The organism is Streptomyces sp. NPDC029152, assembly GCF_055564355.1.
Genome location: NZ_JBVHWR010000002.1, coordinates 594,805 through 612,262, shown reverse-complemented (window position 1 = coordinate 612,262; position 17,458 = coordinate 594,805). Strand labels below are relative to the sequence as shown.

The following is a 17,458-nucleotide window of genomic DNA, read 5'->3' as shown; positions in this document are numbered from 1 at the left end:
GTGCAGCTGCTGCTCGACGGCCGCGCGGCGCTCGCTCTCGGAGGCGCCGGGTATCGCGGCGTCGACTCCGGCCGCGACCGCACGGCGCTGGGCGCCTGCCCACCGCGGCACACGTGCCGGTGGTGCTGCAGGAAGAAGAGGTCGGCGGCATCGAGTGGCGTCCCGTGGACCGGGTGGCCTCCCCATCCCTGCGCGAGAAGCTGCTCAAGGTCACGCCCGTCGCTGAATCCGAGGTCGCAAACGCCTCCGCCCTGCTCTACAACGACCGCGGCGAATACCTCCTCCACCTGCGCGACCACTTCCCCGGCAAGATCTGGGAGCCGGGCATGTGGTCCCTGCTGGGCGGCTGCCGAGAGCCCCAGGACGCCGCCTTGGAGCACACCGTGCGGCGCGAACTCGCCGAGGAAGCCGGCCTCCACATCGCCGGCCTGACCCCGTTCGCCACCGAGTACGCCTCCGACGACACCAGCATGACCGTGCCCATCGCCATCTGCGCCGGCCGCTGGAACGGCGACCCCCGCGAACTCCATCTGCCGGAAGGGGTGATGCTGGCCTGGTTCGCCCCCGACGACCTCCACCGCCTGCGCATCGCGGACACCACCAGCGACCTCGTACGGCGCCACGCCGCCAGCCGCCCCACCAGCACCGCGCCGCAGAGCGGGCTCGCACCGCACGAAGACCGCCGTCCAGCTTCGCCGCGCGGCACGGTCCTCAACATCATCGGCGTCCACCTCTACCTGGAACGACCAGACGGGACGGTGCTGCTCGGGCTGCGCCACCCCGACTCCGCATTCGCGCCCTCCACCTGGCACGTCCTGGCCGGCCACTGCGAGCAGGAGAACGCCATCACCTGCCTGATCAGGGAGGCACAGGAGGAAGCCGGCCTGCACATCGAGCGCCAGGACGTCGAACTCGTCCACGTCATCCACCACATCGACCGTGCCGGGGGCCGGCCCCGCATGGGGCTGTTCTTCCGCGCCCGGGCCTGGAGCGGCGAGCCGGAGCTGCGTGAGCCGGACAAGTGCATCCAGTGGAAGTTCTGGGACCCCGCCGCCCTGCCCGACAACCTCGTTCCCCACACCCGCCAGGCCATCGCAAAGATCCAGAACGGGGACCTGTACAGCGAGACGGGCCGGCCCGCATGACCGGCACACACCGTCGTATGTCCACTGCAACCGCGTGCGGCCGTGCGGACACCCGCCTCGTGGTGATCCGCGGCAACTCGGCGTCAGGCAAGTCAAGCGTGGCCCAAGGCCTGCGAGATCACTACGGCCGCGGTATCGCGATCGTGGGCCAGGACGTGATCCGCCGGAACGTGCTCAGGGAACACGACACCGCGCGCGGCGCCAACATCGCCCTGCTGGGCAGGATCGCGCGCGAAGCACTGAACGCCGGCTTTCACGTGGTGCTCGAGGGGATCCTGTACGCCGATCGCTACGGCCACATGATCACGTCTCTGGTACGGGACCACCGTGGCGTCACCAGCTGCTACTACCTGGACGTGCCGCTGGAAGCGACGTTCGTCCGGCACGCGTCGAAGGCGGATGCCGCATACCTGGCGCACGTCACCGACAGCCACCTCGCCTCCTGGTACCGCGAGTTGGATCTGCTGCCCGGCGCTCTGGAGACCGTGGTCCCGGCCGACAGCACGCTGCAGGACACCATCGCGCGAATCCAGGCCGAAACCGGCCTGGCCTCTGCCTCCCCCATCCCGCCACCGCAGTGCAAGCCGTCACAAGGAGAGTCGATGAACCCTCTGGTGCCGATGTCCGATCCGCGGGTCGCCGCGATCCCGGTACGCGAGTGCGGGGAGCCGCTCGTCGACGTGCGTGACCACAGGAGCTAATGGCCCCGCGCGTCTTCGCACGCCTCGATGCCATCGAACGAGTCCGGCGAGGCGAGGACCCGGCCTACCTGATCACACACACCTGCCCCTCAGAACATCCGCCCACCAGGAGGCAACCGTGCCCGCCGAGGATGCTGGTAGTTCCGGCTATCAGAAGTTGCGCGATGCGTGCCGCAAGGATGACTCAGTGTTCTTGGGGAGCTGCTGGCGGCGGTTGACGACAGCTGTGCCGCATACCCCGATCGGTGCCGTTTGTGAGTTGTCGGGCAGTCGGCGACCTTCACGTCTCGGCATAGCGGAACCTCTTCAATCGGTTCATGAGCTGCTGTTCCACTGTCTCCAGATGGAGGTACTGCAGCGGCAGCTCGACGCTCTCTGCGCGGGTAGGAACCTCGCGCATCAGTCTGCGGTGGCCTCGCTGTCGTAGCGGGCGCGGTTGTCCTGGATCTCGTCGTGGTGGGTACCCGCCCAGTCGACGAGGGCGGTGACGGCGTCGAGGAGGGTGGTGCCCAGGTCGGTCAGGGCGTATTCGACGCGCGGGGGTACTTCGGGGTAGGCGGTGCGGGTGACCAGGCCGTCGCGCTGGAGCTGGCGCAGGGTGTGGGTGAGCATGCGCTGGGAGATGCCGGTGACGGCGTTCTGCAGGTCGGTGTAGCGCAGGGGGCCGTGCTCCAGGGTGCCGATCACGAGCACGGTCCACTTGTCGCCGGCCCGGTCCACGATCTGCCGGATCGTCTCGCCCTGCTCGGCCGGCCAGCGGGCGCACGGCCCCGACAGTACGGCGGCCCGCTCGTCCTTCGCGTCGGCCCGCATGACGCACCTGCCTTTCCGGTTCCGCACACGCGTGTGCCTTTTGTAGACATCTCCATGCTGACGCAACATGGGGTTACGCACCAAACGTACGTAACGACCAATCGGTGTGTAGCGGGACATCATCCCGGCGTGAACCCCGCGTGGACTCTCGCCGGCACCCGCGAGACAGGACGTCACCCCCACTCAACGCTCGGGCGGCACCCGCCCGAGTCTGGAGGAAGAGCATGACCATGCGCGCCGCGACTGTTTCCCGCTTCGGGGGCCCCGAGGCCGTCGAGATCACTGAGCACCCCCTCCCTGCACCGGGCGAGGGGCAGGTGCGCGTCAAGGTGAAGGCTGCCGCGATCAACCCGGTGGATGTCGCCATGCGCTCCGGTGTCTTCGGCGGCCAGGGTCCTGTCGGGCTCGGCTTCGACGTGGCCGGTGTGGTCGATGCCGTCGGCCCTGGCACCGACTGGAAGGTGGGCGAGCGCGTCTTCGCGGTGGTGACCGGGCACCACAAGCCGCTGGGCACTCACGCGGACTACATCGTCGTGGACGCCGGTATCCTCGCTCGGTCCCCTGCCTCCCTCGACGACGTCCATGCTGCCACGCTGCCGCTGAACGCCACGACCGCCGCCCAGCTGCTCGACCTGCTCGACCTGGCTCCGGGGCAGAGCCTGCTGGTCGTCGGTGCGAACGGCGGGGTGGGCGCCCACGCGGTGGAACTGGCCCATCAGCGGGGCCTGAAGGTCACCGGGGTCGGGGACGCGGCCTTCGAGGACTTCGTCCGAGCCCGCGGCGCCGATCACTTCCTGGCCCGTGGTGAGACCTTCGAGTCGGCGTCCTTCGACGGCGTCCTGGACACCGCGAGTCTGGGCGGCGCCGCGCTCGCCGCCGTCCGCGACGGCGGCGCTTACGCCGGCCTGTGGCCGGGCAGCGAACCCGCCTCCGAGCGAGGCATCCGCGTCGAGGCCGTCAGCGTCCAGTCCGACGCCGCCCTCCTCGCCGACCTGGCCCGCCTGGCCGACCAGGGCGTGCTCTTCGCCCGCGTCGCCAAGACCTACCCCCTGACCGCCGCGGCCGAGGCCCACGCACGACTCGTCGAGCGCGGCCTGCCCGGACGCATCGTCCTCGTGCCGTGAACCGCTCGCCCGCTGACGACGGGCTCGGCGGCGCCGTGCGCAGGTGCCGCCGAGGCGCCTACCCCGCCCGGCTCCCGCACAGCTCCCTTCACGTCGACCACCTGGACGGCCCGGCCAGCAGCACCGCCAAGCTCACCGGCACCCTCGACGAGCACCCCGCCCCCTCACCTGACCCACCGCACGGCGGTACCACGAACCACGGAGGACACCCCATGACGAACATCGCTGTCTTCGGCGCCAACGGCACCATCGGCTCCGCCATCGTGCGCGAGGCCCTGCGCCGGGGCCACCGCGTCACCGCGATCGTCCGCGATCCCGCGAAGGTCACCGAACGGCACGCCGGCCTGACCGTCACCACGGGCGACGTCCTCGACCCGCAGTCGGTCACCGCCGCCGCGAAAGACCAGGACGTCGTCGTCAGCGCCGTCGGCGGCGGCGACGGCGCCGGCCACCTCGCCACCATCCGGCCCGCCGCCGAAGCACTCACCGAAGGTCTGCGCACCCTCGGCGCTCAGGCCCCCCGCCTGATCACCGTCGGCGGCGCCGGCTCCCTGCGCACTCCCGACGGCAAGCAGGTCTGGGACGCCCCCGGCCTGCCCGACTTCCTCCTGCAGATCATGCACGCCCACGGCGACGCCCTCGACCACTACCGCACCGTCACCGACGTCGACTGGACCAACCTCAGCCCCGCGGCGACGATCGCCCCCGGTGAGCGCACCGGCGTCTACCGGACCGCCCTGGACGACCTCGTCGTGGACGAGAACGGCGACAGCACCATCTCCGTCGAGGACTACGCCGTCGCCCTCCTCGACGAGATCGAGCAGCCCCGCCACCACCGCCAGCGCTTCACCGTCGGTTACTGACCACCAGCCCCGCGCAACCAGACCGCTCTACCGACGTTCCGAGCGGCCGGAATCCACTGATCCATGAGATCACCGCGGCGAGCTTCTGGTGTATCCGGGCCATGCCCCTCTGTAGCGCTCGATAGCGTTGAGCAGCCCGCCAGTTCCGCCGCCAGCAGCCAGTCTGCCTGCGATGGCCGTCTCGACGCCGTTCAGCCTTCCGCACGGGCGGTTGGCGACCCTGGCCGGGTACGGTCGGCTACCTCGGCGGCGTAGGCGTTGTCCTGCCCGCCGATGCGCTTCCAGGAGTCGGCGGTGTTCTGGTGGACACCGAGGAGTCGGCTGACCATGACCGCGGGCCGTTCGGATGCCAGCTCGACGAGGGCAGTATTGCGGGCCATGCGTGGTTGGATGCCGAGCCCTTGGAGGCGGCGGACGAGCTGGCTGCGGCTGAGGTGCTGGGCCGGGAAGCGGCCCGGGAGCAGCCAGCGTTTCCCGGTGGTGTCCGTGGCCATCGCCTGGGCGTGGAGCGCTCGAATGTATTCGTCCAGAGGCGGGGGCATCTGGGCCGGGACCTCCCCGAGCCGGAGCAGCACCGTGCTCGGGGTGACCTCCACGTGTTCGGTGGTGAGGGCAACGACCCTGGACAGGTCCTGGGCGAAGAGGAGAGCGAGGATCCCAGCCGCTTTGTCAGGCACCGGGACCTCGCCGTCGTGGATGAGCCGGTTGACCAGCTGCCAGCGCGTGTCCTGAGCGATGAGCTGGCCGGTGAAGGTGGGGGTAGGAAGGTCGACGGCCAGCTGGCGGGTGTGGCCGTTGCGGCTGGTCCGAGCAAGGAAGCCGTGTACCCGTGGGCCGCGGGCTGGGTAGTCGTCCAGCCAGGCGTCCACAAGGTCCTGGGTGCATGCGCTGAGGGCGACGTCCTGGGCGTGGAGCCAGTTGAGCAGCCGTACGACCTGGGTGACGTAGGCGCGGCCGCCATGCGCCTGTGCTTGGCTGACCAGGCGGCGTCGAGAGAAGCGACGGAGGCGCCGCAGCAGGCCGCGTTGCGGGAGGCCGGCGAGGGGACCGGCCTGAGCGACTTCGAGATCGTGCGTAAGCTCGGCGAAACCGAGTGCGGCATCAGCCCCTACCGGTTCGAAGTCCAGCGGCGTCACTTCTTCCACCTGGAGCTGACCGAGCCCACCCCTGAGCGGTGGGACAGCCAGGAGGACCATGATGGTGAGCAGGAGCCAACCCGTTTCGAGTGTTTCTGGATCCCGCTGGAAGCCGCCCACGTCCTGCAGTCGGGCCAGGCCGCGCTGCTAGGACGTCTGTACGGCTGCCCCCATCCGGTTCACGGCACACCGCAGGAGGCAGCCGATGCACCGCACCACCGAACAGCACAATCCGGCCTAGGGGGTGTCGTCAAAGTGTCACGCTCACGTCAGGAGTGAGGGTCACGGCTGCTGGTAAAACTGGGCCGTGCCCGCTACGGAGCCGGCACGCACGACTCTCTTGCCCGGTGGCCCCATCCTCCCTTCGCCCCAACCTTCACCATGGAGCCCGCTTTGCCGTTGCGGACAAGTACTACCCGCCCGATATCCCTGCTCCTGGCGACCGCGCTCACGGCCGCAACGCTCACCGGCTGCACGCTGCTGGAACTCGCCAGGGACTGTGAGGGGACCGACGACCAGGTGAAGGAGGTGGCGACGCTCGGCATCCTCGACTCCCGGCCCGACGGAGCCGCCGTCGCCCGGGGCTTCGAAGAAGTGGACGCCGGCTGCTGGGCGGACAGTGGCGATGTCGTGGTGTACGCCAGCCGGACGTATGCCTTCCCCGGCGCGCAGGCAGAAGTGACCGCGCACTACCGGACGGCGGCGGTAGGGGACGGATGGAATCCGACCCCCGAAGGTTCGCCCGACGTCCTGTGCTTCACCAAAGAGGGCATGGCCCTGTCGATCGCCTTCCTCACCGCCGAGGGCCTCGCGGAGGCCGGTTACGGAAGCCGCCCCGACCTCACCACCGGGGCCGGCTACTCGGTCAGCATCGACTCCTATGTGGACAGCGGTGCCGAAGCCAGTTGCTAGTGCTCTGACCGGGAAGGTTCGCCGGGGCGGTCGTTCGGGCGGTTGGATAGGCGGTGACGTCCGGTCCGACTGCTGGAGGTGTGGTGGCAGAGCCTGTCCGTGTGCGCAGACTGACCGACCAGGAGGGGCAGAAACTGCAGCAGATCGTGCGCCGGGGCAGCACCAGCTCGGTGCGCTACCGGCGTGCGATGATGCTGCTGGCCTCGGCCGGCGGGAACCGGGTCCCGGTGATCGCGAAGCTGGTGCAGGCCGATGACGACACGGTCCGGGATGTGATCCACCGGTCCAACGAGAACGGTCTGGCCTGCTTGGACCCTCAGTGGGCGGGAGGCCGTCCCCGCCTGCTCAGCTCTGACGATGAGGACTTCGTTGTGCAGACGGCCACCACCCGCCCGACCGAGCTCGGCCAGCCCTTCACCCGCTGGTCCATCCGCAAACTCGCCGCCTGCCTGCGGAAAGTACACGGCCACGTGATCAGGATCGGCCGCGAGGCATTACGGTGCCTGCTCGCCCGCCGCGGCGTCACCTTCCAGCGGACCAAGACGTGGAAGGAATCGCCCGCCCCCGAACGCGACGCCAAGCTGGACCGCATCGAGGAGGTACTGGAGCGTTTCCCGAACCGTGTCTTCGCGTTCGACGAGTTCGGGCCGCTCGGCATCCGGCCCACCGCCGGGTCGTGCTGGGCCGAGCAAGGCCGGCCCGAGCGGCATCCCGCGACCTACCACCGCACCCACGCAGTTCGCTGCTTCCACGGGTGCTACTCGATCGGAGACGACACCCTCTGGGGCGTCGACCGCCACAACAAGAGTGCCGCGAACGCCCTGGCCGCGCTGGAGTCGATCCGGGCTGCCCGCCCCGACGGCGCCCCCATCTACCTCATCCTGGACAACTTGTCCGCCCACAGAGGCGCCGACATCCGTCGCTGGGGGAAGAAGAACAAGGTCAACCTGTGCTTCACCCCGACCTATGCGTCCTGGGCCAACCCGATCGAGGCCCACTTCGGACCGCTGCGGCAGTTCACCGTCGCCGACTCCGACCACCGCAACCACACCGCCCAGACGCGGGCCCTCCACGCCTACCTGCGCCGGCGCAACGCCAACGCCCGCCACCCAGACGTCCTCACAGCTCAACGCCGTGAACGTGCCCGGATCCGCGGTGAGAAGGGAATCCGCTGGGGCGGCAGGCCCCTCCATGTCGCAGCCTGACCCAGCCCGGCGAAACCCATGCGGTCACAGCACTAGCTTCGGCTGCGCATCATCGACATCAGCAGCCTGTGGGTCTCGTCGTCGGCGGCGGCCACAAGCCCACGACCTGCCTCACCTATCGGGGCACCGTCGATGCCGGTGACAACGCAGCCGGCAGCCCGGCACAAAGCGATACCGGCCGCGAAGTGCACGCTCCTGGAGAGGTCGCCGCCATCGGTGACATACGCGGCGCGCTTGCCGGCAGCGACCCAGGCCAGCGCCAGCGTCGTGGACACGACCCGGGGCCGGAAACGTTCGACGAACCCAGGACGGACCAGCAGATCCACGGCTCGGAATGCCGGCGCACCCGGGAACGGCGGATCCAGGTTGACGTCCACCAATCGGGTAGCGGGCGTGGGCGTCAACAGTGCGTCGTCGGCCCCGTCATGCCGCACCCAAGCGGTCTCCCCGTCGGTGAAGAAAATCTCCCCGCTGAACGGGTCGGCCACCGCCGCCGCCCCATCGCGCAGCGCCACGTTGACGGCCACCAGCATGTTGCCGACGGCGTAGTTCAGCGTGCCGCACAGGGGATCCACCAACCACTGGCGCACAGCGTCGGCGGAGCCCTGCCGCCCGCCTTCCTCGCCGAGCACCGCGTCGTCGGGCCGTGCGGCACGGATTACGCCGAGGATCGTCTTCTCGGCCTCCACATCGGCGGCGGTGGCAAAGTCCCCGGCCCCCTTGTCGATGCGGCTGAGTCGCTGGCCATACATGCTGCGGACCACGTCCGCGCCGGCCCGCGCCCCGGCTATCGCGACAGCAGCATCGTCGGAACTCGCATATGAGTCGATCACGCTGTGCAGACTATCGAGGCGAAGCTGCCGCCCCGGCGAACCTTCCCGGTCAGAGCACCAGGCCCTATGAGGTCGGTGTCAGCTGACCGCGATCGACCCCGACCGGAACTGCCGGCCTCTGGACCGGCAACGGCCACTCTGAGACAAGCTGTGGCCTGAGTAGCGAGCACTGGGCGTCATATGTTCTCGCCCCGTACGCGATGCGTACGGTTCAGCGCGCATCGTCCGCGAAGGCCTACCCCCGGCCCGCCTCCCCGACTGCTGAGCGCGAGGGCGATCAGGCTGCGCGTCCCGCTGCTGCCGCCGGCGGCCTGCCGCGGCCTCGCGCACCGCGAGCAGGCCGCCGGCGGATCACTGCTTGACCTCCAGCACGAGCTTGCCCGTGGTGGTGCCCGACTCGATGCGGCGGTGGGCCTCGGCGGCCTGCTCCAGCGGCAGGGTCTCGACCTGCACCAACAGTTCCCCCTTCGCTGCGGCCGCCACCGCCCGGCGCAGCGCCTGGCCCGCCTCCTGAGGGAAGGCGGCGGAGAAGGCGGCAAGGTTGAAGCCGGAGACGGTCTTGTTGGTGAACCACAGTTCGTTGGCCGGGATGCCGACGTCCTCGGCGGCCGAGGCGTTGCCCATCACCACCAGGCGTCCCATCGGGGCCAGCAGGTCCAGGCCGGCCCGGCGGAGCGGACCGCCGACCATGTCGACCACGATGTCGAACTCGCCGGCGTCGGCGATCCGGTCCCGCAGGATCACCTCGTCGTAGCCGAAGCTCCGGGCGATTTCGATCTTGGCTTCGCTGCCGACCGTGCCGACCACGTGGCCCGCGCCCAGCAGACGGGCGGCCTGGCCGAGCTGGCTTCCCACGCCGCCGGCCGCCGCATGGACCAGAACGCGTGCTCCGGGCTCGATCCGGGCCCCTCGGTCGAGCACGAGGAACGCGGTGGTGCTGTTGGACGGCAGCGCCGCGGCGACATCCATCCCGATGCCCAGGCCGTCCAGCGGCGCGACAAGGTCTGCGGAGGTGACCACCACCTCGGCGTAACCACCACTGGAGACGATCGTGAGCGCGGCCACCGGCTGCCCGACGGCTAGCTCCTCGACGCCCTCGCCGACGGCCCGGATCCGCCCGGCCACCTCGATACCGGGCACGAAGGGCAGCGGCACGTCGACCACGCCGCGCCGGTAGAGGACCTCGGCGAAGTTGGCGCCCGCGTACGCCACGTCGATGGCTACCTGACCCGGCCCAGGCTCGGGGACCGTCAGGGCGACGACGCTGAGCACCTCGGCTTCGCCGAACTTGGGGATGGTCACTGCCTTCATCTGCGTGCTGCTGTTGTCCATGTCACCGATACTGCGGGCACGGCGGCCCGGCGAGCAGTGCCCGTTCATCCTGGGTGTGGCACCACCAGGTTGTGCGTCGCCGAGGGCTTGGCCGGCCCCGGCAAGCAGCGGCGGTGAGAGCCTCGCCGGAGAACTCGCCTGTTGCGTGCTCAGTACGTGCCCTGCAGGGGCGGGTAGTCGGTGTAGCCGTGGTGATCACCGCCGTAGAAGGTGGCAGGGTCTGGTGTGTTGTACGGGCCCTGCGCGGCCAGACGGAGGGGCAGGTCGGGGTTGGCGAGGAACAGTGCCCCGTAGGCGATCATGTCCGCGGTGCCGTCCTCGATACGGGCGAGTGCGTCCGGGCCGGTGGGCTCCGGGTGGGTGAGCGGGTTGAGAACGAAGACCGAGGACCAGGTCTTGCGCAGGCGTGCGGTCAGAGCCTGGTCGGCTCCTTCGATCATGTGCAGGTAGGCGAGGTCCAGGTCGCCGAGTTCGGTGACCAGGGTGGTGTAGGTGTGGTCCACGTCCGCCGCGTCGTGTTCGGCGATGTCGTTGTAGGGGTTGCCGGGTGAGATGCGGAAGCCGGTGCGTCGGCCGCCGATGGCTCCCGCCACGGCGGCGGCCACTTGCAGAGCGAAGCGGACCCGGCCGGCGACATCACCACCCCAGCCATCGGTGCGCCGGTTGGTGTTGGGGGCGAGGAACTGGTGGATCAGATAGCCGTTCGCGCCATGGATCTCCACGCCGTCGAAGCCCGCGTCGATCGCGTTGCGTGCCGCGACGGCGAAGTCGGCGATGGTGCCGGTGAGGGCATCGGTGTCCAGTTCCTGCGGGGTGACGAAGTCCATCGGCCCCTGGCGGGTGAACACCTGGCCCTTCGCGGCAACAGGTGAGGGCGCGACGGGCCACAGGCCGGAGGGAAGCAGGCTGGGATGGCCGATGCGGCCGGTGTGCATCAACTGCGCGAAGATCACTCCGCCTTCGCGGTGGACGGCGCCGGTGACCTTGCGCCAGGCGGCCACCTGCTCCGGTGAATGCAGGCCCGGCGTGTCGGGGTACCCCTGGCCGACCGGCGAGGGCTGTATCCCTTCGGTGATGATGAGGCCGGCACTCGCACGCTGGCTGTAGTAGGTCGCCATCAGATCGGTCGCGGTGGCTCCCGGCCCGTAGGCCCGGCTGCGGGTCATCGGCGCCATCACGATGCGGTTGGCCATCGTCCGGCCGGCCATGTCGATCGGGGAGAACGCGTTCGTCATGGGAATCTCCCTGCTGTCACAAAAGGGTGGGAAGAGAAGAGGAGCCGGCCGCGGCGCGGCTGCCCTGCGGGCGGTTGTGGTGTAGCGGCCGGAACGGCGTGGTCTGCGCCTGGGGGCTGTCGGGCCTGCGGTGCGCCGACGTACGTTCCTCGACCGTCGGGGTGATGTCCTCATACGCGGCGCTGAGGCGTCCGCGGAGGGTTCTTGGTGCCCGCGCAGAGCGAGGGCCGCCCTCGAGGCGGGCCTCGCTCTGCGCGGGGCAGGGAGGCGGTTCGCCCGGCGCGTGGCCGCCTCCCGTGCCCGATCAGGCGACAGGCGCCTGCCGGCTGTGGTCCCTGACCGACTTCTCGATGGTGCGCGCGCACGCAGTGAACATCTCGACCTGGTCAGGGGTCAGATCGCGAACGGAAATCTGCTCCAGGGTGCGCCACATGTCGGCGATGGGCTCCTGCAGGGCGCGCCCGGCATCGGTGAGGCTGACCACCATGACCCGCCGGTCGTGGGCAGCGGGCTCCCGGGTGAGCAGTCCGGCCTCCTGCATGCGACGAAGCGACTTGGAGACGGTGGAGTGGTCGAGGCCGACCCGATCCAGCAGCTCTGCCTGCGTCTGGCCGTCGCGGTCGAAGAGCTGCATCAGCAGCAGCTCCTGTCCCGGATGCAGGTTCAGGGCGCGCAGCATGGCGGCGGCGTGGCCTCGGTGGGCGCGGGCGAGCTGGAAGATGGCGTAGCTCAACCGCCCGTCGCGCGCCGCGTTCGGCGGCTGGGACGAGGTGGTGTCGGGCATGGCTGCTCCCTGGTCACGAGAGTGGAGTGATGGGCTAGTTGACAGTAAGGACGATCTTGCCGCGGTTGTGGCCGGCGTCGCTGGCCTGCTGCGCCTTGGCCGCTTCGGCGAGCGGGTAGGTGGCGCTGATCGTGGTCACCAGTGTGCCGTCGGCGGCCTGCCGGGCCAGTTCGGCCAGCCGGGCGGCGGAGCGGCGCTGGGGTCCCTCGGCGAAGACGATGCCGAGTTCACGGGCGCGGAAGTCGGCGGTGGTGACGATCCGGTCGGTGCCGCCGCGCAGGGTGATGGAGTCCTCCAGTGCGCCCTTGCCCGCGGCGTCGAAGACGGCGTCCACTCCGTCGGGGGCGAGCTCGCGGACCCGCTGGACCAGGTCGTCCCCGTAGACCAGCGCACTCGCACCGAGTGAGGCGACGTACTCCTGGTTGGCCGGTCCGGCGGTACCGATGACGCGGGCGCCGCGGGCGACGGCGAGCTGGACGGCGATGGTGCCGAGCGCGCCGGACGCGCCGTGGATCAGCAGCGTCTCGCCGTCCTTGACGTCGAGCAGGTCCAGGACCCGCTCGGCGCCGTCGCTCGCCACCGGCAGGGCGGCGGCGTGCGTCCAGTCCAGACCGGCCGGCTTGGGCGCGAGGACGGTCGCGGGCGCCAGGGCGTACTGGGCGTAGGAGCCGGTGTCGGACCAGCCCAGGACCTCGTCCCCCACCTTCAGGTGGTCGACGCCCTCGCCGACGGCGTCGACCACACCGGCGATCTCCCCGCCGGGCACGGCGGGCAGCGTGGTGGGGAAGATGGCCTCCATGACACCGGAGCGGATCTTGCCGTCCACCGGGTTCACACCGACCGCCCGGACGCGGACGCGGACCTGGCCGGGGCCGGGCTGAGGAATGCCGATCTCCGCCTCGTGCAGGACCTCGGTGCCGCCGAACGTGTCGAAAACGATGGCCTTCATGACTGGTCTCCTCGAGTGGGATGCCCCGCCGGCAACTTCTGTGGCCAGCCACATAAAAGTAGCACCGATTACGTGGCTAGCCAAGTAACCGCTTGGAGGAGCCTCGACGACGACTCCGTGGCCCAGCACCCAGCGTCGACGGCACAGCCGCCGCTACAGGTCGAACTCCAAGTGCTCGATGTCCGTGAACCGGACCTCCTCCAGGGAGCCGACGCGGCGGCCGCTGTCCAGGAAGTGGACCTCCTCGCGGTCGCCGGCGCCCGCCTCCTGGGCGGAGGCGCACACCGCCGGATGACCTGCGGCGAGAACACGACGACTGTCCCCGCAGTCAGCCCTAGGGTGTGCCCATGACCGCGAAGGTTCCCCTGGAGGAGACCGCCCTCAACGCCGAGCGCATCGTCCGCATCGGCCACGAGGTCCACGCTGTCTGCTCCGCGTTCGACGCCGACAGGTTCCTGGACTCGGTCATGGCGGACCTTTCCGAGCTGGAGCTGAGCGCCCGGATCGCCCGGGTCAGCGAAGGCCTGCACACCCACCTCCCGGTCACCGGCCCCGAGGCGCTCGACATCCTGCTGCGCTCACCACCGCCGACGCCCGCGGCCGCGGGGGTGACCAACGACTTCGGCCTGCACCTCTACAGCCCCCACTCCGGTTACGTCTCCCGCTACCTGCGCAGCGCCGAGCACCTGGGCCTGGCACTCGCCGCGCCGGCCCGCATGACGGGGTACTTCTCCGCTGAGCTCCCGGTGCGGCACTTTCTCGCCGACTTCCCCGACGAGACGATGAAGGCCGTCGATGCGTGGAGCCGCAACAAGGATTCCCGGGTACGCCGACTGGCGAGCGAGGCCATCCGGCCCAGCTGCCCTGGGCCCCACGGCTCGCGCTCCCCGCCGACGCGGGCCTCCCCATCCTTGAGAACCTCTTTGACGACGCGCACCTCTACGTCCGCGTCTCCGTGGCCAACCACCTGGGGGGCATCGCTGCCACCCAACCCGACCTCGTGCCGGCCACCCTTCAGCAAGGGAAGGAATCGGGCCGGCTCACCAGTGAACAGTTCGCATTCCACGCCCGGACCGCCCTGCGCAACCGGCTGAAGGAGGGCCGGCCCCCCGCCTACGCCGTCCTCGGCTGCGCCCACGACAGGCTGGCGGAGGTCTCGGAGTCGACTGTTGCACGAGGGCGTGAGGAACCTGCGGGTGGAGCAGTGGCGTTGGGGCGGGTGCGCAGACCCGGCGGTGGGCGCAAGTCTGCCGCCGAGCGCGACCCCGGTCTGGTGGCGGCTCTCGAGCTGTCGATCGAGCCGCGTGAGGTGGGTGATCCGGTGTCCCCGCTGCGCTGGACCACTGCGTCGCTGCGGGACTTGTCCCGGGAGTTGACCGATGCCGGTCATCCGGTCAGCGCCCCGGTGGTCGGCGGCCTACTGCGTGCGATGGGCATTCAGCTTGCAGGGTATGGCCAAGACCCGGTCCGGCAGTCAGGTGCCCGACCGCGACGCCCAGTTCCGGCACATCAACTCCGCCGCCGAACGCTTCCTGGCTGAGGGCCTGCCGGTGGTGAGTGTGGATACGAAGCAGAAGGAACCCATCGGCGACTTCGCCCGGCCCGGCCGCACCTACCGCCCCAAAGGCCGGCCGATCACCGCCCCGGACCACGATTTCGTCGACCCCGACACCCCGGTCGCCATCCCGTACGGCATCTACGACCTGGGGCGCGACAGCGGCTGGGTGAATGTGGGCACCGACCGCAGCACCGCCGCCTTCGCTGTGGAGGCCCTGCGCCGCTGGTGGAAGGTCCGAGGATGCCTCGACCACCCCGGAGTGGACCGCTTGCTGGTCACCGCCGATGCCGGAGGGGCCGACTCGGCCGACTCCCGCCTGCTCAAGATGGGCCTGGCCGACTTCGCCGACGAGTGCGGGCCGAGCATCACCGTCATGCACTCCCCGCCGGGTACTTCAAAATGAAACGAAGTGGAACACCGGCTGTTCTCCCGGATCACTCACAGCTTGCGTGGGCAGCCGCTGACCAGCTACGAGGTGCTGCTGGAGACCATCTCGGCCACCCGCACCAGCACCAGCACCAGACTGACGGTCCAGGCCGTGCTGGACGAGAATGCGTACCCCACCGGCCGCGCACTCACCCGGGCCGAGCGCAAGGGCGTCGAGCGGCGGGTCGAGCGTGATGAGTTCCACGGCGAGTGGAACTACACCATCGCCTCGCAGGATCCCGACCAGCGGCTTCCGGAAGATTCACGCGCCGAGTCGGGGCCACCGGTGCCGGCCGAGGCCACCTTCCTCCTCACCCATCCCGCACTCACGGGCATGCCCCGAGAACAGTTCGTGCTCCACCTCGAACCGTGCCAACAGGTCCTGACCGAAGCCGAACGCCAGAGCGCAGGCAGGGACGGCCGCGGCCGCAACCCCGGTTTCGGCACCCTCGATCACCGCCACCGCGTCCTGGCCGCCGTGCTCCGCAGCCGCAACACCGTCACCCTGACCCTCGCAGCCGAATGGATGGGCCGCAAGCGCAACGTGCTGAGCTACCACGCCGGGAGGTCCAAGCCCATGCCGGCACTCGCCGGCCCCGAACTCGCCAGAGTCCTCGTCTTCCGCCGGACCCGCCCTCCCCGCACGCTCGAAGCCTTGAAGCGCGTGATCGAGCAGCACGACAACGAGATCAACTCAAGCAGTAGTTAAATTACGGCTCCTCACCAGCGCGTCTCCCCCGGCGAAATACTTCGCCGCCTTCCGCAGGATCTCGCGTTCTTCCTCCAGCTCACGGGCCTTCTGCCGTAGAGCGGCGTCCTCCGCCTCCAACGGCGTCGGCGGCTCGGCCGTCGGAACCTCCGCCCGGCGCCACCGGGGCCGGCTCGCTCCGGCCGCCCGGACCCAGTTCCGCAGGGTCTCGGGGTTGATCCCCAGGTCGGCGGCGACCTACCTGGTCGTCGCCTCGGGCCGCGACTGGTACAACGCGACCGCGTCCGCCTTGAACTGCGGCGGACAGTTCTTCATGACCACGAGATGTCCGTTCTCAGATCCTCAGGATCCAGCGTCTCGCGTGTCCGACATCCAGGGTCAAGGCCCATGCACCTCTGCCCTGCGGAACGGACCGCGGGACAGGGGTACAGCAAGTTCTCGCCCCGCCGGGACGGACCCGTGTCGATCTGACAAGCCTTTCGGCGGAACGGGCACGCACCCGGTTGCCGTACGGCGTCCACGGTGAGGAATCATCCGGGAGATCCGGGCGGAACGGTCGCGGCGCCGAGCCCGGTCGCGCGCTCTTCCGCCACGGCGGGAGAGCGGCGGCCGTCCGCCCCCGAGGAGAGCAGGCATGACATGCGGTGGACGGTCCACGGTGAGCACACGCTTCACGACACTTCCTGGGTGCGGCTGCGCTCGCTCGACGTGGAGCAGCCGGACGGCACTCGGACCGACTACCACGTCGTGCGGCTGCGGGACCTCGCCGTCACGGCGGCCGTGGACGGCCGGCAGCGCGTCCTGATGATGTGGCGCCACCGCTTCGTCACGGACACCTGGGCCTGGGAGCTGCCCATGGGCCTGGTCGAGGACGGCGAGACGCCCGAGGCCGCCGCGGCCCGGGAGCTGGAGGAGGAGACCGGATGGCGCCCAGGGTCGATGAGGGAGCTGGTCTACGCGCAGCCGGCGGCGGGGATCACCGACTCCCAGCACTTCGTGTTCCGCGCGGACGGGGTACGGCACGTCGCCGAGCCGACGGAGCGCAACGAGTCGGACCGGATCGAGTGGATCCCGCTGAAGGAGGTCCGCGGCATGATCGCGCGGCGGGAGATCGTCAGCAGCGCGACGCTCGTCGGCGTGATGGCGCTCCTGCTGGACACGGAGGCCGGTCCCGCCGCCGGGTAGAGCCGGCCTGCCGGTCCTACCCGGAAGACCTCAGTCCTGTGACGGGCTGAAACGGTCGATGCCGGCGATGATCTTCCGCTTCAGTTGCAGCGCGGCAGCGATCTCCTTACGCGTGAATCGCGTCGGGTCCTTCTCGTACATCTCACGCCCCCGCTCCGAGGTGAACCGGTCCTCCGGGATGCGGTCGGCGTCTTCGGGCAGGAACTTGGCGACCTCCTCCAGCGCGGCGATCGAATACGTCACGGCCGGACGCGGCGAAGGTTGCGAGGTCACCTTGCGGCCCGTCGGCGGCAGGTGCTTCCGGCACCTGCCGCAGGACGCCGCACCCGGTGGCGGGTGGATCCCGTGCCGCTGGATCTGCCCGGCTTCCCCGGACCTCGCTGAGTCAGCGCATCGTGTGAAGGCGCTCGTCGCTGCCCGGTGAGCGGGCCCGTGAAGAACACCGCGCTCGGCACCGGGCCGGCGAGGTTCGTCAGCCGCCGTCGCGGGCGATCCGCCGGCCGATGCCGGTCCGGACCGGCTCGGTCCTTTCCTCGGGCACGGCGTCG

General features: G+C 70.1%; 17 protein-coding genes and 2 pseudogenes. 10 read left to right on the top strand and 9 right to left on the bottom strand.

Going from position 1 to position 17,458, the window contains the following annotated elements:
* Positions 1 to 122: 122 nt before the first annotated feature.
* Together ACZ4V6_RS06625 and ACZ4V6_RS06620 are read left to right on the top strand one after the other, a co-directional pair.
* A complete protein-coding gene (locus tag ACZ4V6_RS06625) occupies positions 123 to 1,145 on the top strand; it encodes an NUDIX hydrolase (RefSeq protein WP_467823106.1) in 1,023 nt (340 codons plus the stop codon).
* A 17-nt stretch (positions 1,146 to 1,162) separates the two neighbouring features.
* Positions 1,163 to 1,846 (top strand): AAA family ATPase, encoded by a 684-nt coding sequence (locus tag ACZ4V6_RS06620; protein ID WP_467823104.1) that lies wholly within the window; start codon positions 1,163 to 1,165, stop codon positions 1,844 to 1,846.
* A gap of 399 nt (positions 1,847 to 2,245) precedes the next feature.
* Here ACZ4V6_RS06620 and ACZ4V6_RS06615 read toward each other — a convergent pair whose 3' ends face one another.
* On the bottom strand, positions 2,246 to 2,659 hold the full coding sequence (locus ACZ4V6_RS06615; protein WP_467823101.1) for a winged helix-turn-helix transcriptional regulator: 414 nt from the start codon (positions 2,657 to 2,659) through the stop codon (positions 2,246 to 2,248).
* 230 nt (positions 2,660 to 2,889) lie between these two features.
* Between ACZ4V6_RS06615 and ACZ4V6_RS06610 the strand changes: the two genes are divergently transcribed.
* Together ACZ4V6_RS06610 and ACZ4V6_RS06605 are read left to right on the top strand one after the other, a co-directional pair.
* Entirely contained in the window at positions 2,890 to 3,783 is an 894-nt protein-coding gene (locus tag ACZ4V6_RS06610; protein ID WP_467823166.1) for an NADP-dependent oxidoreductase, read from the top strand.
* Between the two features lie 212 nt (positions 3,784 to 3,995).
* Positions 3,996 to 4,646 carry an NAD(P)-dependent oxidoreductase gene (locus tag ACZ4V6_RS06605; protein ID WP_467823099.1) on the top strand — a complete coding sequence of 217 codons (651 nt, stop codon included), beginning with the start codon at positions 3,996 to 3,998 and terminating at the stop codon, positions 4,644 to 4,646.
* A gap of 191 nt (positions 4,647 to 4,837) precedes the next feature.
* On the opposite strand, the gene ACZ4V6_RS06600 is transcribed toward ACZ4V6_RS06605, so the two are convergent.
* Complete coding sequence (locus ACZ4V6_RS06600) at positions 4,838 to 5,515, bottom strand: hypothetical protein (RefSeq protein WP_467823096.1); 678 nt, start codon at positions 5,513 to 5,515, stop codon at positions 4,838 to 4,840.
* Between the two features lie 39 nt (positions 5,516 to 5,554).
* On the opposite strand from ACZ4V6_RS06600, the gene ACZ4V6_RS06595 reads away from it, so the two are divergent.
* The 3 genes from ACZ4V6_RS06595 to ACZ4V6_RS06585 all read left to right on the top strand — a co-directional run bounded on the left by ACZ4V6_RS06595 (position 5,555) and on the right by ACZ4V6_RS06585 (position 7,899).
* Positions 5,555 to 6,061, top strand: a complete 507-nt coding sequence (locus ACZ4V6_RS06595; RefSeq protein ID WP_467823094.1) for an NUDIX domain-containing protein — start codon at positions 5,555 to 5,557, stop codon at positions 6,059 to 6,061.
* 120 nt (positions 6,062 to 6,181) lie between these two features.
* On the top strand, positions 6,182 to 6,694 hold the full coding sequence (locus ACZ4V6_RS06590; RefSeq protein ID WP_467823091.1) for a hypothetical protein: 513 nt from the start codon (positions 6,182 to 6,184) through the stop codon (positions 6,692 to 6,694).
* 83 nt (positions 6,695 to 6,777) lie between these two features.
* Entirely contained in the window at positions 6,778 to 7,899 is a 1,122-nt protein-coding gene (locus tag ACZ4V6_RS06585) for an IS630 family transposase (RefSeq protein ID WP_467823088.1), read from the top strand.
* A gap of 32 nt (positions 7,900 to 7,931) precedes the next feature.
* Here the strand turns inward: ACZ4V6_RS06585 and ACZ4V6_RS06580 are convergent, their stop codons facing one another.
* The 6 genes and pseudogenes from ACZ4V6_RS06580 to ACZ4V6_RS06555 all read right to left on the bottom strand — a co-directional run.
* Entirely contained in the window at positions 7,932 to 8,732 is an 801-nt protein-coding gene (locus tag ACZ4V6_RS06580; RefSeq protein ID WP_467823086.1) for an inositol monophosphatase family protein, read from the bottom strand.
* Between the two features lie 351 nt (positions 8,733 to 9,083).
* Positions 9,084 to 10,064, bottom strand: a complete 981-nt coding sequence (locus ACZ4V6_RS06575) for a quinone oxidoreductase family protein (protein ID WP_467823083.1) — start codon at positions 10,062 to 10,064, stop codon at positions 9,084 to 9,086.
* A 149-nt stretch (positions 10,065 to 10,213) separates the two neighbouring features.
* Positions 10,214 to 11,299 (bottom strand): alkene reductase, encoded by a 1,086-nt coding sequence (locus ACZ4V6_RS06570; RefSeq protein ID WP_467823080.1) that lies wholly within the window; start codon positions 11,297 to 11,299, stop codon positions 10,214 to 10,216.
* 304 nt (positions 11,300 to 11,603) lie between these two features.
* Positions 11,604 to 12,083: a MarR family winged helix-turn-helix transcriptional regulator gene (locus ACZ4V6_RS06565; RefSeq protein WP_467823078.1), complete on the bottom strand. Its 480-nt coding sequence runs from the start codon at positions 12,081 to 12,083 to the stop codon at positions 11,604 to 11,606.
* Between the two features lie 34 nt (positions 12,084 to 12,117).
* Positions 12,118 to 13,032: an NADP-dependent oxidoreductase gene (locus ACZ4V6_RS06560; protein WP_467823075.1), complete on the bottom strand. Its 915-nt coding sequence runs from the start codon at positions 13,030 to 13,032 to the stop codon at positions 12,118 to 12,120.
* A 153-nt stretch (positions 13,033 to 13,185) separates the two neighbouring features.
* A pseudogene (locus ACZ4V6_RS06555) lies at positions 13,186 to 13,326 on the bottom strand (telomere-protecting terminal protein Tpg); the annotation flags it as partial.
* Between the two features lie 53 nt (positions 13,327 to 13,379).
* Between ACZ4V6_RS06555 and ACZ4V6_RS06550 the strand changes: the two are divergent.
* The 3 genes and pseudogenes from ACZ4V6_RS06550 (at position 13,380) to ACZ4V6_RS06540 (ending at position 16,910) form a co-directional block, all read left to right on the top strand.
* Entirely contained in the window at positions 13,380 to 14,126 is a 747-nt protein-coding gene (locus ACZ4V6_RS06550; protein ID WP_467823072.1) for a hypothetical protein, read from the top strand.
* A gap of 47 nt (positions 14,127 to 14,173) precedes the next feature.
* A pseudogene (locus ACZ4V6_RS06545) lies at positions 14,174 to 15,725 on the top strand (ISAzo13 family transposase); the annotation flags it as partial.
* Between the two features lie 639 nt (positions 15,726 to 16,364).
* Complete coding sequence (locus ACZ4V6_RS06540) at positions 16,365 to 16,910, top strand: NUDIX hydrolase (protein ID WP_467823070.1); 546 nt, start codon at positions 16,365 to 16,367, stop codon at positions 16,908 to 16,910.
* A 30-nt stretch (positions 16,911 to 16,940) separates the two neighbouring features.
* Here ACZ4V6_RS06540 and ACZ4V6_RS06535 read toward each other — a convergent pair whose 3' ends face one another.
* Positions 16,941 to 17,153: a hypothetical protein gene (locus tag ACZ4V6_RS06535; protein ID WP_467823068.1), complete on the bottom strand. Its 213-nt coding sequence runs from the start codon at positions 17,151 to 17,153 to the stop codon at positions 16,941 to 16,943.
* Positions 17,154 to 17,458: the final 305 nt, after the last annotated feature.

Bases quoted from the DNA above. Each gene is read 5' to 3' on its own strand.
- ACZ4V6_RS06620 (WP_467823104.1), top strand. From the start codon at position 1,163: ATGTCCACTGCAACCGCGTGCGGCCGTGCGGACACCCGCCTCGTGGTG.
- ACZ4V6_RS06615 (WP_467823101.1), bottom strand. From the start codon at position 2,659: ATGCGGGCCGACGCGAAGGACGAGCGGGCCGCCGTACTGTCGGGGCCG.
- ACZ4V6_RS06610 (WP_467823166.1), top strand. From the start codon at position 2,890: ATGCGCGCCGCGACTGTTTCCCGCTTCGGGGGCCCCGAGGCCGTCGAG.
- ACZ4V6_RS06605 (WP_467823099.1), top strand. From the start codon at position 3,996: ATGACGAACATCGCTGTCTTCGGCGCCAACGGCACCATCGGCTCCGCC.
- ACZ4V6_RS06575 (WP_467823083.1), bottom strand. From the start codon at position 10,064: ATGGACAACAGCAGCACGCAGATGAAGGCAGTGACCATCCCCAAGTTC.
- ACZ4V6_RS06570 (WP_467823080.1), bottom strand. From the start codon at position 11,299: ATGACGAACGCGTTCTCCCCGATCGACATGGCCGGCCGGACGATGGCC.
- ACZ4V6_RS06565 (WP_467823078.1), bottom strand. From the start codon at position 12,083: ATGCCCGACACCACCTCGTCCCAGCCGCCGAACGCGGCGCGCGACGGG.
- ACZ4V6_RS06560 (WP_467823075.1), bottom strand. From the start codon at position 13,032: ATGAAGGCCATCGTTTTCGACACGTTCGGCGGCACCGAGGTCCTGCAC.
- ACZ4V6_RS06550 (WP_467823072.1), top strand. From the start codon at position 13,380: ATGACCGCGAAGGTTCCCCTGGAGGAGACCGCCCTCAACGCCGAGCGC.
- ACZ4V6_RS06540 (WP_467823070.1), top strand. From the start codon at position 16,365: ATGCGGTGGACGGTCCACGGTGAGCACACGCTTCACGACACTTCCTGG.